We start from the raw sequence: 14,681 nt of genomic DNA on the forward strand, positions 1-14,681 counted from the left end.
CTGCGACGCGACATCAAACGTTGTCATCTTCGCTGGAGACAGAGGCTTATAGCAGCTCCTCTAGTTTGACCTGCGGCACGCGGCTCATCATCATGATCTCTGGCGCGACCGGCAACCTGGGGTATGGATGGCGTGACGCTATAGCAGATATCCGTCCGATGAGGATGCTAACGTTGGTGATACAGAAGAAGCCAAAATATGCGCCTCCAATCAAAATCCGACCCAGGACGGAAGAGGAAAGAGAAGCGGACGAATCCGCTCCCCTTTTGCATCCTACTTGGCTCAGGCTACTGTGATCCGATCCACCACCAGGTTAACACCCGGTGCTGACCATGCCGCGTGTTCGGCTGCATTGCGTTCCGACCAGAGGTTGACACGGCCCTCAAGCGTGACCTTGCCGTCCAGCACATTTACCTTGATCGCGGCTGCCTCAACTTCGGCATTGCGCTTTAGGGCATTTTCAATGCGCTTCTTGACATCGAAGGCCGAGGCATGCGGCTTGACGGTAATATTGTTCGCGACACCGGATATCCCCGCCAGGCCCTTGATGGCGTCAGACGCCGCGTTCTTCTGATATTGCCACTCCACGTCACCGGTGAGAGTGACCCAGCCGTTCTGGACCTTAACCTGGACAACATCCAGCGGAATGGCGGTGTTCCATTTAATCAGGTCCAGCGCTCGTTTCACGATTTCGTCGTCCGCGGTTTTATTGGTGCCGAACGGTCGAACTTCAACCTCCTGGGCAATACCCGTAACGCCCTTCACGCGACGTACGACGTCTTCAACCCTGGTTTTCTGAAGGTATGTGGCAACATGCCCGGTCAGTACGACGATGCCGTTCTCGACGGCTACGCCGATGTTCGCCGCATCAACGCTCGGTTCGAAGTCGAGCTCGTCGATGATGTCCTGTCTCAAATTGCTGTCGTTCATGATGGTCGCCTTTCTTCGTCCGATGCATCGGATCCCGCTGGTGCCGATCGAGGCGGCTGCTATTAGGTTTTTAAACATATGTGCAGGTCGAGATGCACAGCCGCTCTGGTTGCACCGACTATATGGCGACCTGCATCTATGTGACAAATGAATTTGATTATTGTTTCAATACAATATTTCTGAAGCTTGCAACGGTATGGACAAGAAGTACCGCAGCGATGACAGGCTGGCGCGCCCATTTCAATGCAATAATACTGTATTTATTCTGCATTTAATCGCGTTTGCTTTCTATTTTTTGAGCTGCCAAGCTCAGGTGCCCGATATCAACTGTGCTCGAGAGCGAGTTGTGTCGGATCAGGAAGACATTGATTTGTCTAACAACGGTAAACGTCCGCGTCTGCTCCGACCCGCGGTAGAACATCTATCCAAAGACGCACATTGCGGACTGCAAACGTCCTCGATCGTGGCGTCGGCGGGCGTGCCGTCATGAAAGCAGGAAGCAAATTATGTCCAACCCAGCGCCAGTCTTGGATCATCACAAGCCTCGGTTTCTCGTTAGGTGGTTTTTCTCGACCAACCACAAGGATATCGGGACGCTCTACCTGTTATTTTCGATCATGGCCGGCGTTCTCGGTACCGCACTTTCAGTGTTGATGCGCATGGAGCTTCAGAAACCGGGCCTGCAGGTATTTGACGATCCGGGTGTCTACAACGTTGTCGTCAGCGCCCACGGGCTGGTCATGATCTTTTTCGTCCTGATGCCGGCACTTATCGGTGGTTTCGGCAATTGGATGGTGCCAATCATGATCGGCGCGCCAGACATGGCTTTTCCACGCTTGAACAATGTCTCGTTTTGGCTGCTAGTGGCATCGTTTATCCTTTTCATCACCTCAATATTCGTTCCAGGAGCGCCCGGCACGTTCGGCCATGGCGGCGGCTGGACGCTTTATCCACCCTATTCGACGGACGGCCAGCCCGGGCCCGCGGTCGATCTCGTCATCCTGTCGATCCACCTTTCAGGGGCGTCCTCGATTCTCGGCGCGATTAACTTCATCACGACCATCCTCAATATGCGTGCGCCTGGCATGACGCTGCACAAGATGCCTTTGTTCGCCTGGTCGATGCTGGTGACGGCCTTCATGCTTCTCATATCCCTGCCGGTGCTGGCAGGTGCGATCACAATGCTTCTGACCGACCGCAATTTCGGGACGACCTTCTTCGCGCCGTCAGGCGGCGGAGATCCGATCCTCTACCAACATCTGTTCTGGTTCTTCGGTCATCCCGAGGTTTACATCATGATCCTGCCTGGTTTCGGGATCATCAGCCCTGTCATCTCGACGTTCGCCAGGAAGCCGATCTTCGGGTATCTCGGCATGGCCTATGCAATGGTGGCAATTGGCGCGATCGGCTTCGTCGTCTGGGCCCATCATATGTATACGTCTGGCTTATCCGTGGACACCCAGCGCTATTTCGCCTTCGCCTCGATGGTCATCGCTGTTCCGACTGGCGTTAAGGTGTTTTCATGGCTTGCAACCATGTGGGGCGGATCGATTGATTTCAAGACACCTATGCTCTGGGCTCTCGGCTTCGTTCTGCTCTTCACGATCGGAGGCGTCACCGGGATCATGGTTGCCAGCCCCGGCATCGATCGCATGTTTCACGACACTTACTTCGTGGTCGCTCACTTTCACTATGTGCTGTCGCTGGGTGCCGTCTTCGCCATTTTCGCCGGCTTTTATTACTGGTTCCCTAAGATGACGGGTTACATGTATAGCGAAACGCTCAGCAAGCTGCATTTTTGGCTGACATTGATAGGCGTCAATCTCGCCTTCTTCCCTCAGCATTTTCTCGGTTTGGCTGGCATGCCGCGACGCTATGCCGACTATCCCGACGCGTTCGAGGGTTGGAATTTCGTGTCTTCGATCGGGTCGTATATTTCGGCGGTCGGCCTTATTGTCTTCTTTATCACGGTCGCGGAGGCTTTCAGTCGAAAACGTCAGGCAGGGGCTAGTCCATGGGGCGAAGGGGCAACGACGCTCGAGTGGCAGCTGTCGTCGCCGCCGCCTTTCCATCAATGGGACCGGCTGCCGCGCATTCTCTAACGGTCTCTATCCAATGTGGGCCGCTCTTTTTCACACGTTATTCGGCCGATCGCGACGAAACGCGCGGCGATCGCCCTCGGAAAATTCAGTATCATCCCGCGTGCTCGCCGATCAGCTAAGCGGCGGCCATATCGCGATTCAGCGCAAACCGACTCTTCCTCAGCAGATGGCAACACCGGTTACGGTTAAGGCGCAGATCGCTTCGGAAGGTCTCCGACTCGGTCGCCCCCACATTGTCCTCGTCGCCCTAATCTGTGATCGGATTTCCATGGATACCCGTGCGAATGCCGAGGCCAAAACGGCTCGCGCGAGAAATCTACCACGCGGCTCATAGCTTCCGGTCTCAACCCGAGATCGCGGTGGGCCGGTCTGGAATGCCCTAAGGCGCGGGGCCAGCAAATTAGTCGCGAAGGTTTGGATCGCGGAAATCGAGAGCACCGTCTGCTGAATGGTCACACGATAAGCATGGACAGCCCTCGCTATGTTCTTTAGCCGCTGGGGTCCAATATCCACGTATTGCAGGGGCAGGCCTGCGGTCGACGTGCTCGTAAACACTGTCCTTTATCGATTGGAATTTTCGATAACAGTCAAGTCGACCACTCCGCCCTTCGGAAGACGGAGAAACTGTTCTGTGTTAGTCTCGCCAAACTTCGTGGATGCGATCTGTGGGAACTACTCGGAGGGCTAATGGCTAGCGTTCCTGTCAAGCGACGGCTGGCAGCAATCATGGCCACGGATGTGGTTGGTTATTCCCGCCTCATGGAGAGTGACGAAGAAGCGACCCTTGCTTTGATCAAGGCGTTGCAGGCTGACGTAATCGCGCCGAACATTGAGCGTAATGGCGGCAGGATATTCAAGCTGATAGGCGACGGAACTTTATCTGTATTCGATTCTGCCACCGGGGCAGTCGAATGCGCGATGGCGATCCAAGGCGAACTGGTGCGCCGCGAGTCAGAAATCGCTCGTATGGTTCTCAGAATTGGGATCAACCTTGCCGATGTGCTGGTTGACGGCACGGATATGTTCGGTGACGGAGTAAACGTCGCCTCTCGGGTTGAAGCGGGTGCCGTGCCCGGGGGCATTTGCATCACCGATGGTGTCTACCACCAGATCGCCGCGCGGATCGGCGGCGAATTCGTAGAGGGTGGGGAAAAACGTCTGAAGAATATCGAGCGCCCCGTTCGCGTCTGGAACTGGCAACCGCGTCACGCGGGAACCGTGAAAGGAGAGCCGTCGCGCATTGCCGAAGCGGCAGCATCGTTGGATCAGGAAAAAGTCCTGGTCAGAGTTGGGGTCGCGTCTTCGGCTCTTCCCCATCAGCAGGACGTCATGGGGCTGATCACCTCCGGCCTCGAACAGTTCCTTTCGGATCGGCACTGGATCGACGTCGCGTCCGCCTCGACGGCTGAAATGGGCAGCCGTTCCCACGACTACACGGTCAGCACCGGCGTTCATGGGGCGGGTCCGTTCCGGTTAAACGTCAGGTTCCTGCGCACCTCGGCGACATCCATCCTCTGGTCGAGGGCTTTCGATCTTCCTGCGGATTGCGATATCGACGCCATCGAATCGGTAGCGGCGGAGATCGTGTCGCTCGTCGTTGACAAAGTGCTTTCCACTGCATCAAAGACCATTGCGAAGAAACCGGAGGCTTCCTGGTCCGCATACGAGAATTTTCTTTACGGCAGGATGCTCGACGCGAAACATCTGCTGCCCGACGCAGAACGCTTCTTCCAGAAAGCGACGGAACTCGATCCAGCGCTCATCGACGCACATGCGATGTATGCCATAGCACTGGCTTTTCGCTTCTCCATGGAAGGAGTGATCGAGCGACTGCATCGCGCCGAAGAAATCTCGCGCATTGCCTTGCGGCTCGACAACAACCATGCCTTCTCACACTACGCGGCGGCATTGGTTCAAGTGTCGATGCGAAACTATGATGGCGCGGAATCCCACTACGTCAAAGCACGCGACCTAGCGCCGAGCGACGTGGAGATTCGCGCCGATCATGCCGAGTTGCTTCACTACATTGGTGATTTGGAAAAGGCCGCAGCCGAAATCGAAGAATGCTTTAGGAGGACGAAGTATCCGCCTGTGTGGTTCTGGACCGTCAGGGGGATTATCCGATTGCAGCAAGGCCGTCCGGATGCTGCCGTCGAGGATTTCGAGAATATTCCGAGCAAGTCGTGGCGGACCCTAATTTTGCTCGCCGCAGCTCATGCTCAGCGCGGTGACGAAGTACGGCGTAGGTACAATGAGGTCGAGGCGCGTAGCCTCCAGCCACGGTTGAGCCCAGAGTTGGTGCAAAGAACATTTCCCTATCGGGACGATGGTGCGCTGGCGAAGCTCCTTGCCGCCTTCGAGGGCTAATTCCCTGGGATTTTGCCGGCTAGACCCTTAACCTCGCCTGGTCAGTGCCGGTGCACCTCACGGGCAAGCTTCCTGGTCGTGAGAACCTCCAATGTAGTCTCCGTGGAGAAACTCCCGTTTCATTCTTGGAACGCGATCACAGATTAGGGGGCGGGACGACGTGAGGCATGAACATCGGTCTACGCGAACACAACAACTCGCTCCGCGCAGTGCCGACTGAGTGGCCTCTTAATTGGCAATCCAGAGAATTAAAGAATTATGTAGCAAATCCCATAAGAGCCAGATTGCTATTCGCCCTCACGAGCTTCCCTTACGAGCCGAGTGGCCTCTTCCATTATCCCGATCTCTGTCTCTGTAGATACCGCATTGGGTCCACCGAAGCGGTGCTCTGAGGCTATTTCCAATGTAGCTTTCTCAAAACGAGTACGTGCGGCGGCGGCTTGGCGCTCCCTTTCCGGAGAATCTGACGTGGTCTTGTCCGGCACCGTTTTTCCACCCCTAACGATGACGGCCCAGTCGCCATCCTAAGCCGTCTAGTGGCATTTGCTAAGTCGGGAGAATTATGCAGCAGGACGGCGCTCCACTCAATAAGGATTCCAATTCCCGTAACGCTCTCTTATTGGAGTTCGACACACGCTGAGCAAGATCAAGGCGGCCCCGGCCGCGATGCTCGCGAGGGTCCCAACAAGGCTCGCTTCAAAGACGAACGGCGTGATGAATAGTGCGCACCCTAGAAGCACATTCAGGTACCGAGCCGGCCGCGCGACTTCCGCGGCAGCGATCGAAATTACGGTCAGAACAAGCGCGCCGATCACATGGTCCGCATCCGCCATGTTCCCTTCAGCACCGAGCGTCAGGCGCGTGAAAAGCAAGAACAGGCCGATCAACGCAGAAAGAGCCAGAGCCCACGGGAGACTGACACCGCCTCCAATCATACTCTTCAACACGGCACCCGGCGAGCGGTCGAACTCGTCCTGGAAGGGTTGATCCGCCCCGCTCTCCGGCACTTCGTCGGTGTCGCCAAAAAGGAGCACGCGCAGCCAGTTCCGGCCTGCTTTGATCCGGCGACGCATGAATTGCAGCGTCGCCAGCAGTTCGTCGAGCGAATAGGGAATCTGCACAAGGACTGCCGCCGCCCCGATCAGCGCGATGGTGCTCCACGTGCCGATGACAACCGGCTGAATGATAATGAACGCGATCGAAGTGATACCGAGCGGTGCGATCATCAGGCCGAACAGCACGACCAGCCACGGCATCGTACGCCAGCGCATGCGCGAGCCGACGATGCCAGTGAGAATCTCGAGCAGATAAGCGTAACCGCCGACGGCTGCGTCGGAGACCGGCCAGGCTTTCGAAACCGAGGAAGTGATAATCTCCTCGGTGCCGTTTTGCGGATCAGAGGGCGAGCCAGCAAAAAATGGGTCCCAAACCTCCGAAATATAGCCAAGCTGGTAACCGGCGAGATATCGCGAAACATATAGGCCAATCAGGGCCAGCACGATGATGGGCAAGCGCTGGGTCCAGGCGGACGGGTTGTAGCTCCACCCGGGGGGGACGCTCGGACCGGTCAGCGCGGCCACCGCCGAAGGACCGGGCTCGGGTTTGGTGCAGACCGCAAAGCCGAAGATCAGCGCCCCAACGAGCGTGTCGGAGAGATACGCTGTGGCGTTCGCCGTCGAAAACACGAACGGTACAGCCATGACCACAGCGCCGATGCCGGCGCAGAGCCAGCGCGCCCACGACGCGCGCCAAGACAACGCCAGCGCGGCGCAGACGATGAGCGCGACGCCGAGTGCCATTTCGCTCCTGCGCAGAAGCGGCTCCGAAACGTCTATCAGCGGCGGCTGCGTGAGAAGCCAGGTGCCGAGGCCGATATTGACGAAATGCGCCCAGCGGCTCGCGCCGTGCTCAGTTTTGATCCGTGTTTTGCGCTGAGCCCTCAAAAGTTCAGCGTTTTTTCCGGCAGCCGCGGCCTCGCCGAACCACGCCGGAGGTGCAACGCGATTGGCGTCATACCAGTCGGCGGGGTCGGCCTTGAGCGTGGCGATGAGCCGGGGCAGTTCGTCAGTCAACCGATGTCTCGGCTCCCAGCCAAGCAGGTCGCGCGCGCGCCGAATGTCGAGCGCGTAGTGGTCATCGGCCATGCCAACCATGAACGGCTTGATGAATGGTTCCTCACCCTGATCGATGACATCCGGTATCAGTGGCTCCAGCCTACCTTGCATCCACGCGCCCGCCGCGGCCAAGAACTTTGGCAACCGCAGTGTTGGCCAATCGTCTTTGCCATGAAGGTGATAGCCAAGTTTGTCCTGGAGAGCATCGTAGCCAATCGCATCTGGCTCCCCGATCAGGACCTCAGTTTCCAGCGGCAACTCTGCGCGGAGCTCGACGGCGCGCCGGAAGGCGTCGACCATATCTTCGCGATGGAGCATTGATTGGCCAACAAGGGTGCTGCCGGAATAGAAGTAGCTCTGGAATTCCCGCTCGTAAACTCGTGCAATTTGGTTGGCCATCGTCGGCACCATTGTGCGCTCATCGTAAACGCCTGCCAGCCGCAGAATGACGTATGGGATTTTTCCGTGCTCGGCGCGGACCACTTCTTCGGCCGCGGCTTTTGATTTCGGGTATGCCCAGCGCGGATCAATCGGCTGGCGCTCGTCAATGCGCTCTCCAGGGCTGCAAGGTGCGTGCACGAGCATGGTGCTTGCGTAGACGAACTGCCCAACATCGAATCGTTGCAACGAGCTCAGAAGGCGACGAGTACCCTCCACGTTGACGGATTGGTAACGCGGGTCGTCTTCGCCGGAAAAGTCAAAGAAGGCAATGAGATGGATGACGCTGGCGATACGCTCGCGGAACATATCGCGGAATCTATGAAGGGCGAGCTCGACGGAAGCGTCAGAACTAATGTCGAATTCAAATACCGGGATGTCTGCATCATGTGCCTTCCGATCGAGTGCAACGATGCGGTAATCCGGACCAAGCGCTCGAGCGATCGAACGTCCGAGGTTCCCGGTTCCACCAGTAATCAGAATAACGGGCCGTGTATCGGTGACTGTTGCAAAGGTGGAAGCCGCTGACATGATGTTAAACCTTGATTTCGCTCCAGGCAAAGCCAAGGCGGCCAGACAACCGCGTCAGTACGATCTGGAATCTGTCTGCCGTGGTCCTGCCACACAGTCACAAGCAGTCTCATCGTGCGGTGCGACTTTGTCGGACAGGAAGCGCCCGCAATTTGACGAGCACGACGAGGGCCAATCCGGTAGGCAGCGCTTCGCCACAAGACGTCATTCGCTCAAGGCCTTAGACCGAGCGTATGGCATCTGATCCCCCAACAAAAACGATTTTAATTCGAATTTGAATACAACAATCTTGTGGCTAAGACTCCCTCGCTACCAAGGATTTCTGTCGCGTCGCCAAACCTGCTCACGAACTCAGACCGGCGTGGCGAACGGTCGCGCGGCGCAGGTGGCAGCTGGTCGAATCCAACTCAAGTTCCTACATTCTTAATTGGCCAGCCTGCACCGATCAGAGAGCAGAGCGGCAATAGGACCGGAGCGACGGTGGAGACTGCTGCAACTAAATTCGACCTGCCGAGCCGCCAAACACGCACAGGGTTGGAAGAGGCGCAACTTGACACGTTGCTTTCGAGAATCCGTGCGTGTCGGGCATGTGCTACGGAATTCGGCCACGAACCACGCCCGGTGGTTGAGGTAACCACTGAGACGCGCCTCTTGATCTGCGGCCAGGCACCGGGACGACGCGTGCATGAGAGCGGTCTTCCATTCGATGATCCCTCGGGCGATCGCTTGCGCCAGTGGCTTGGGTTGGATCGCGATGCGTTCTATACAGACCCGCGAATTTGCGTGGCCCCTATGGCTTTTTGCTTCCCGGGGACCAATCCCAAAGGCGGCGACTACCCGCCACCGCCGCGTTGCGCCGCGCTCTGGCGACGGTCGCTCCTGGCGTGTCTTCCGAAAGTGGAACTGACGCTTCTGGTCGGCGGTTACGCTCAACGGTGGGCGTTGCAACACGCTTCCGGACGTTCGATGACCGCGACCGTCCGCGCATGGCGCGTTCATGGTCCCGCAGTGATCCCGCTGCCTCATCCCTCGTGGCGCAGTACAGTCTGGCTGCGCCGCAACCCTTGGTTCGAGGAGGAGCTGGCTCCTCATCTACGCAACCAGATTGCTGCCATATTGGGCGGCGCTTCTACCCCTAACGAGCCGGCGTCATGATGACTCTATCGATCAACTCGGCGGGTAGTCCTGGTGTTCCAACTCACCCGATTCCCGACCTCTAACCGCTTCGTCATCGCTCTGCGCGGAATGTAGTCACCCGGATTGTCGGGCAGAGGAAAACGATTTTGCCGCACCGAAACTCTGAACTCAGATCTTTTTCAGTCATGACCCCCGCGGTCGAGCACCCACGGCACAAGTGATCAATGCGACATGACCCGATTCAACCGGTCATTTTCGAGCAGCGAGCGGGTCGCCCCACCGAAAATCCACTCCCTCAATCTGCTGTGGCCGTAGCCGCCGGATATGATCAGGTCCGCATCCATTGCATCGGCCACATCGACGATCGTTCCACCGTCAGATTTTTCCGGAAATATCTCCACCTTCGCCTGTACGCCGTGGCGGGAAAGGAAGGCGACAACATCGTTCAGGCTGTTCCAAATCGCATCAGTGGCCTTTTCGTTGATCGTAATGATACGAACCTCCTGAGCTAGTCGCAGAAATGGCATGGCGTCGACAACAGCACGCCTGGCTTCACGCGTATTCTTCCACCCAACAATGACTTTGTTGAGCCGGATACTTTTCTGATCGGCCGCGGCGACGAATACAGGTCGTCCTGACTGAATGATGAGATTGCCTAGATCAGGGGAGCGATGAACGTTGCCAGAAAAGACACTCTCGGGCGACGCGGTGACGATGAGATCGGCCGCACACGCCACGTTGATCAGCAAACGGGTCGGATTGCCTACCGCACCACGCCATTCCGTCTCAACCGCTGTGCCAGCAAGACCTCCGAATTCCGCGCGAATGTCCTCAATCCGTCGTTCGATATTCTGAAGCTGGCGCGTCATGCTTTCATCTTCGAAGGTCGTCCCTCCTTCCATCACGACGGGCGGCGGAACATCGGCAGCCGAAAATCCAATCAAGACCGCATCGAACCGCCGGGCCAGCTCGACACCGAGCTTAATGACAGGGGCAACCATACCGTCGATGTTGAGATTGAGTACGATTGACTTGTAGGTCATTTGACTTCCGTCCATGAACGAGCAAGCGGCGCGGGGAGAGTGCGGATCCAAAGCGGGATATGCGCTAGTTTTCCCCTTTACTCGGCATCGCGCAAACGATTTTAATCACCGGTTTAGTGCAATTTTTGTGTAGAAAAGGGTGCCGCAACTGACGGAAAATATCGTTTTGCGACCGCCGAATATTAGAGACAGGCACCTCCGATTCGTCGGCCGTCCGGGCTCTCCTAAGTTGTGAACTGTTGGCGACCGAAAGATGAACTGCCGTCGGACTGTTCTCGGCACCCGGAATTGTCCGCGGCCGAGGAACAGGTCACACCTTTTTGGAACATCGAGCAGCGTGAGACCAAAGCAGGCATGATCGGCCGCCTCGCAGCCCCGCAGCACACTATTGGACGTTGCAGCGATTGCCTCATCAATACACCCGACGAGCTTCGGCGCGGGGATTGCGTCAGCTGCGATGGTTGCTGAATTTGTCAACGATGCCATGTTGAGCGATCACAGGATCGCCTGCCCTGTCTTATCCCAGTCGGCGAGGAAGGATGCTAAACCCTTCTCTGTCAGCGGGTGTTTGGCGAGGTTTCTAAGCACCGCCGGCGGCACGGTCGCAATGTCTGCGCCAGCCATCGCGGCCTCCTTCACATGCAGAGCCGTGCGAATTGAAGACGCCAGAATTTCCGTTTTCAAGGATTTATCGTTGTCATAAATTGTGCGGATTTCTCGGACGACCTCCATGCCATTCAACCCTAGATCATCGAGCCTTCCGACGAATGGGGAAATGAAGGTCGCGCCCGCTTTGGCGGCGAGCAGCGCTTGGTTGGCTGAAAAGCAGAGGGTAACGTTGACCGTCAGCCCGCGCGTGCTGAGTGCCCGGCAAGCCATGAATCCATCCCACGTAGATGGCACCTTGACGGCCACGTTGGCAGCAATGCTCGCCAAGAGCTCTCCCTCGGCGATCATGCCTTCGACGTCTTTCGCCGTAACTTCCGCTGAAACCGGGCCGTCGATTAATTGGCAGATTTCCTTGATCACATCCTTGAACGGTCGGCCGGTCTTTGCGATCAGCGAAGGATTTGTGGTTACTCCGTCGACAAAGCCCGCCGCGGCGAGCTCGCTGATTTCAGCAGTATCGGCTGTATCGATGAAAAACTTCATTGTCCTTCTCCTCAAGGTCAATACCTCCATCAATTGATAAATGGAGTTCTTTATCCTGGTTCAGGGGCTGATATTACTCTCGCAGTCGTGATTACTCATCCTATATGCTTTAAAACAACGGACAGCGAGGATCGAAGTCGATGACTAAACAAATCTCCGACAGAGTGAAATTGAAACGGGCATACGAGACCCCGACCGCCGACGACGGCATCCGCGTGTTGGTTGATCGGCTGTGGCCGCGCGGGATCAAGAAGTCCGAAGCGGCGATCGATCACTGGTTGAAGGAGCTCGCGCCAAGCACCGATCTTCGGAAATGGTTCGGACATGATCCAGCCCGCTGGGTCGAATTCCGCCGGCGGTATATGGCGGAAATTGAAGAGCATGGTGACGAACTCGACCGATTGCGCGCGCTGATGGCGGAGGGCACGGTCACGCTCGTCTACTCGGCTCATGACGAGACGCATAACGACGCCGTCGTCCTCGAGGAGATGCTGCTGAAACAACGATAGCGAGATCATGTTCCGATTGTGTCCGTGTCGTCCTCAGCATCGAGGACGCCGTGGATTTTGCTAAGGATTGCCAAGCTGACTGATCCTCACATGCAGTGAAAACAAGCTGATGATTTTTGCTCTCCGGCCAAAGTATGCAAGCGTCAGCCCAGCCAATTGAATGCAAGCCTATCATCTGCCCAGCAACAGACAAATGAATTTAAGCAGCGGTTTAGTGCAGTTTTCATGATCTAAAACCGTTTCGCGCGCGAATGTCGCTGGATAGGAGCCGCCGGAATCCGGTATTGACAATGTTCATTTACCTGGGGATTGTGGGCTCGAACTAGATCTGGAAATGTGAACCGTCGGGGTGCAACCTTACGGTCCTTCGATGCCGGGCAACCCAGTTCTTAGGTGTCGGTCAGAGTCTTTAAGACCGGTATAACGTGGACTGTACCTGGCGACGATGCCGAGAATGTTTGGCGAAGCGATGCCCCTCTTCCAGATGATCCTTGATCGCTGCACGCTTTGCTGACTTGGCGCTGACGCCCCAGGGATTCTTCGATGGAGCTATCGTGCCCCGGTTCCGGCGTAGCACGCGGACGGCGGGTATAGGCGTCAGTGTAGGATCGGAGCCGCTTGGTCAGCTGATGAATAAGGGAGAGCCCGCCCCGCATCGGCTGGAGGAGAGAGACATCCGTCACCCGCTTATGCTGGCGAGGCACTACGGACCGCCGCAGGTATTCTCGAATGGAGGCAAGCATGAATAAATCAACTGACGACGAGCCGGTAACAAAGCAAATAAACTCGGAGGTCGATCAGGGCAACAGTCTGTTGCCCATGTTGATAGGGGGGCTTGTCATGATCGTCATCGGCGCGATCGTCGTAATGATGTTCGTTTAGCCATTCGCCATCGAACTGAAACGGCGGGAATGACAAACTATCGCGACCAAACATTCTACGGATGGTGTATTCCTGCATTCGTCACATAAGGCGCGCGCCTGGCCACCGCTCCATTTTTAATGCAATATTTTTGTGGTTAACCAGCAATAAGTTCCGTTTGCATATCCTTGAAAAGCAGCACAGATTGGTTGCTATCGACGGTTGACGATGATGCGCAGCGGCGCTGCGCGTCTATCCCACCAGCAATGCGACATGCCGTCACAAGCACCGCGTGAGGTGTTATGCGCATCCGATACTTCGGCGGAGAAATGACCGGAGAATGATGTCCCGCAGCCAAAGACATCATCACAACAGATAGTGATCTCAGTCCCGCCGAAGAGATCTTGATGGCTTAGGAACAGGCAGGAGCGTCTCGATGCCCACCGATTTCAATCGTTCACGGAAAAGCGAAGCGCAGCATTCAGGAGCGGCATGCCCTGCGCCGCAACACAGCAACTGCGATCTCGCGCTCGATCACAAAACGGTCGATCAGTGGGAGATTTCCATCCGCTCGGAAAGAGCCGATGCCTGGGTTCGCACGGAACTAAGTCAACCGTTCGGTCACTGTCTGGGCGGAAGGATCACCGTTGATGTCTTGAGCGCGGATCGATTTATCAAAAGCGCACGGGCTCAGGGTTTTCGTATCGAGTTTGTGGGGCCCGACGGCAAAGATCTCCTGTAGGAGTGCAGCAAGTGTCCCAGCGGTTCGACGACACTGGAATGGTATCCCTCCTCTCCACCACCACGCCACCAAGTTTCTTCGCTGCCGATCATTAAGTGAGAGGAGGCATGCAGAAATCCGTTGGAGGCAATCCCGTGACCGAGTCCATCAACCTCAATAATACTATCTACCTCGTTTCCTTGTTCCTGTTCTACTGGATGCTCGTGAACTTGGCTTCACAGAATTACAAAACGTCTAGCGACCTGAGCGAAACCAAAAAGCAACAGTTGGCACTGCGGGATGCAGAGAGCACACCTCTGACCCGGTCGGCACTAAACGTATTGCACGATATCGATCCGGACTTCACTGCCGAAGACTTCCTGAGCCATGCAGCGAACACCTATGAAATAGTGACTAAAGCTTTCATCGCTGGCGATCTTCAGACATTGCGTCCGTTGCTGGACGCCACTGTACTTGTAACTTTCGAGCAGGAGATTGAATCGCGCCAATCACGACGCGAGTTCTCGGAATTCATCCTGATCAGCGATCCCTCACCGACAATCTTGGGTGTCGCCGTTGAACCGGAGAGGGTCCACGTGACAGTGCTGTTCTCCCCCGAAGTGGTCCATTTTACCCGATCGAGCGAAAATACGATCATTGACGGGGACCCGAAGAAGGTCGTTCAGGTGCATCACACCTGGACGTTCTCGCGGCAACTTTCCAATCCTGACCAGCCGTGGCAGGTGCTGTCGACTGCCTGAAACCACGCAACGTTG

Annotated in this window: 11 protein-coding genes; 7 read left to right on the plus strand and 4 right to left on the minus strand. The window is 56.4% G+C overall.

Annotation, left to right across the window (positions count from 1 at the left end; translation table 11 throughout):
• Positions 1-282: 282 nt before the first annotated feature.
• Entirely contained in the window at positions 283-930 is a 648-nt protein-coding gene (locus tag ACD590_RS14750; protein ID WP_439002899.1) for a BON domain-containing protein, read from the minus strand.
• A 506-nt stretch (positions 931-1,436) separates the two neighbouring features.
• Between ACD590_RS14750 and ctaD the strand changes: the two genes are divergently transcribed.
• The gene (gene ctaD, locus ACD590_RS14755) at positions 1,437-3,032 is read left to right on the plus strand and encodes a cytochrome c oxidase subunit I (protein WP_439020867.1); all 1,596 of its coding nucleotides are present in this window, start codon (positions 1,437-1,439) and stop codon (positions 3,030-3,032) included.
• A 687-nt stretch (positions 3,033-3,719) separates the two neighbouring features.
• Complete coding sequence (locus ACD590_RS14760; RefSeq protein WP_439002901.1) at positions 3,720-5,399, plus strand: adenylate/guanylate cyclase domain-containing protein; 1,680 nt, start codon at positions 3,720-3,722, stop codon at positions 5,397-5,399.
• A 584-nt stretch (positions 5,400-5,983) separates the two neighbouring features.
• Here ACD590_RS14760 and ACD590_RS14765 read toward each other — a convergent pair.
• The gene (locus tag ACD590_RS14765; protein ID WP_439002903.1) at positions 5,984-8,482 is read right to left on the minus strand and encodes an NAD-dependent epimerase/dehydratase family protein; all 2,499 of its coding nucleotides are present in this window, start codon (positions 8,480-8,482) and stop codon (positions 5,984-5,986) included.
• A 621-nt stretch (positions 8,483-9,103) separates the two neighbouring features.
• On the opposite strand from ACD590_RS14765, the gene ACD590_RS14770 reads away from it, so the two are divergent.
• On the plus strand, positions 9,104-9,637 hold the full coding sequence (locus ACD590_RS14770; RefSeq protein WP_439003540.1) for a uracil-DNA glycosylase family protein: 534 nt from the start codon (positions 9,104-9,106) through the stop codon (positions 9,635-9,637).
• Between the two features lie 203 nt (positions 9,638-9,840).
• Here the strand turns inward: ACD590_RS14770 and ACD590_RS14775 are convergent, their stop codons facing one another.
• Both ACD590_RS14775 and fsa read right to left on the minus strand, forming a co-directional pair.
• Entirely contained in the window at positions 9,841-10,662 is an 822-nt protein-coding gene (locus ACD590_RS14775) for a universal stress protein (RefSeq protein WP_439002904.1), read from the minus strand.
• A 495-nt stretch (positions 10,663-11,157) separates the two neighbouring features.
• Positions 11,158-11,814 carry a fructose-6-phosphate aldolase gene (gene fsa, locus ACD590_RS14780; RefSeq protein WP_130685723.1) on the minus strand — a complete coding sequence of 219 codons (657 nt, stop codon included), beginning with the start codon at positions 11,812-11,814 and terminating at the stop codon, positions 11,158-11,160.
• A gap of 140 nt (positions 11,815-11,954) precedes the next feature.
• Between fsa and ACD590_RS14785 the strand changes: the two genes are divergently transcribed.
• The 4 genes from ACD590_RS14785 (at position 11,955) to ACD590_RS14800 (ending at position 14,666) form a co-directional block, all read left to right on the plus strand.
• Entirely contained in the window at positions 11,955-12,323 is a 369-nt protein-coding gene (locus tag ACD590_RS14785; RefSeq protein ID WP_138387130.1) for a DUF488 domain-containing protein, read from the plus strand.
• A 741-nt stretch (positions 12,324-13,064) separates the two neighbouring features.
• Positions 13,065-13,205 carry a hypothetical protein gene (locus ACD590_RS14790; protein WP_173883617.1) on the plus strand — a complete coding sequence of 47 codons (141 nt, stop codon included), beginning with the start codon at positions 13,065-13,067 and terminating at the stop codon, positions 13,203-13,205.
• A gap of 415 nt (positions 13,206-13,620) precedes the next feature.
• Positions 13,621-13,926 carry a hypothetical protein gene (locus tag ACD590_RS14795; RefSeq protein WP_439002906.1) on the plus strand — a complete coding sequence of 102 codons (306 nt, stop codon included), beginning with the start codon at positions 13,621-13,623 and terminating at the stop codon, positions 13,924-13,926.
• A 134-nt stretch (positions 13,927-14,060) separates the two neighbouring features.
• Positions 14,061-14,666 (plus strand): Tim44/TimA family putative adaptor protein, encoded by a 606-nt coding sequence (locus ACD590_RS14800; protein WP_439002907.1) that lies wholly within the window; start codon positions 14,061-14,063, stop codon positions 14,664-14,666.
• Positions 14,667-14,681: the final 15 nt, after the last annotated feature.

It is taken from the genome of Rhizobium sp. 862_C5_N1_2, assembly GCF_051811205.1.
Lineage (GTDB): Bacteria > Pseudomonadota > Alphaproteobacteria > Rhizobiales > Rhizobiaceae > Rhizobium > Rhizobium leguminosarum.

Bases quoted from the DNA above. Each gene is read 5' to 3' on its own strand.
- ACD590_RS14750 (WP_439002899.1), bottom strand. From the start codon at position 930: ATGAACGACAGCAATTTGAGACAGGACATCATCGACGAGCTCGACTTC.
- ctaD (WP_439020867.1), top strand. From the start codon at position 1,437: ATGTCCAACCCAGCGCCAGTCTTGGATCATCACAAGCCTCGGTTTCTC.
- ACD590_RS14760 (WP_439002901.1), top strand. From the start codon at position 3,720: ATGGCTAGCGTTCCTGTCAAGCGACGGCTGGCAGCAATCATGGCCACG.
- ACD590_RS14765 (WP_439002903.1), bottom strand. From the start codon at position 8,482: ATGTCAGCGGCTTCCACCTTTGCAACAGTCACCGATACACGGCCCGTT.
- ACD590_RS14775 (WP_439002904.1), bottom strand. From the start codon at position 10,662: ATGACCTACAAGTCAATCGTACTCAATCTCAACATCGACGGTATGGTT.
- fsa (WP_130685723.1), bottom strand. From the start codon at position 11,814: ATGAAGTTTTTCATCGATACAGCCGATACTGCTGAAATCAGCGAGCTC.
- ACD590_RS14785 (WP_138387130.1), top strand. From the start codon at position 11,955: ATGACTAAACAAATCTCCGACAGAGTGAAATTGAAACGGGCATACGAG.
- ACD590_RS14790 (WP_173883617.1), top strand. From the start codon at position 13,065: ATGAATAAATCAACTGACGACGAGCCGGTAACAAAGCAAATAAACTCG.
- ACD590_RS14795 (WP_439002906.1), top strand. From the start codon at position 13,621: ATGCCCACCGATTTCAATCGTTCACGGAAAAGCGAAGCGCAGCATTCA.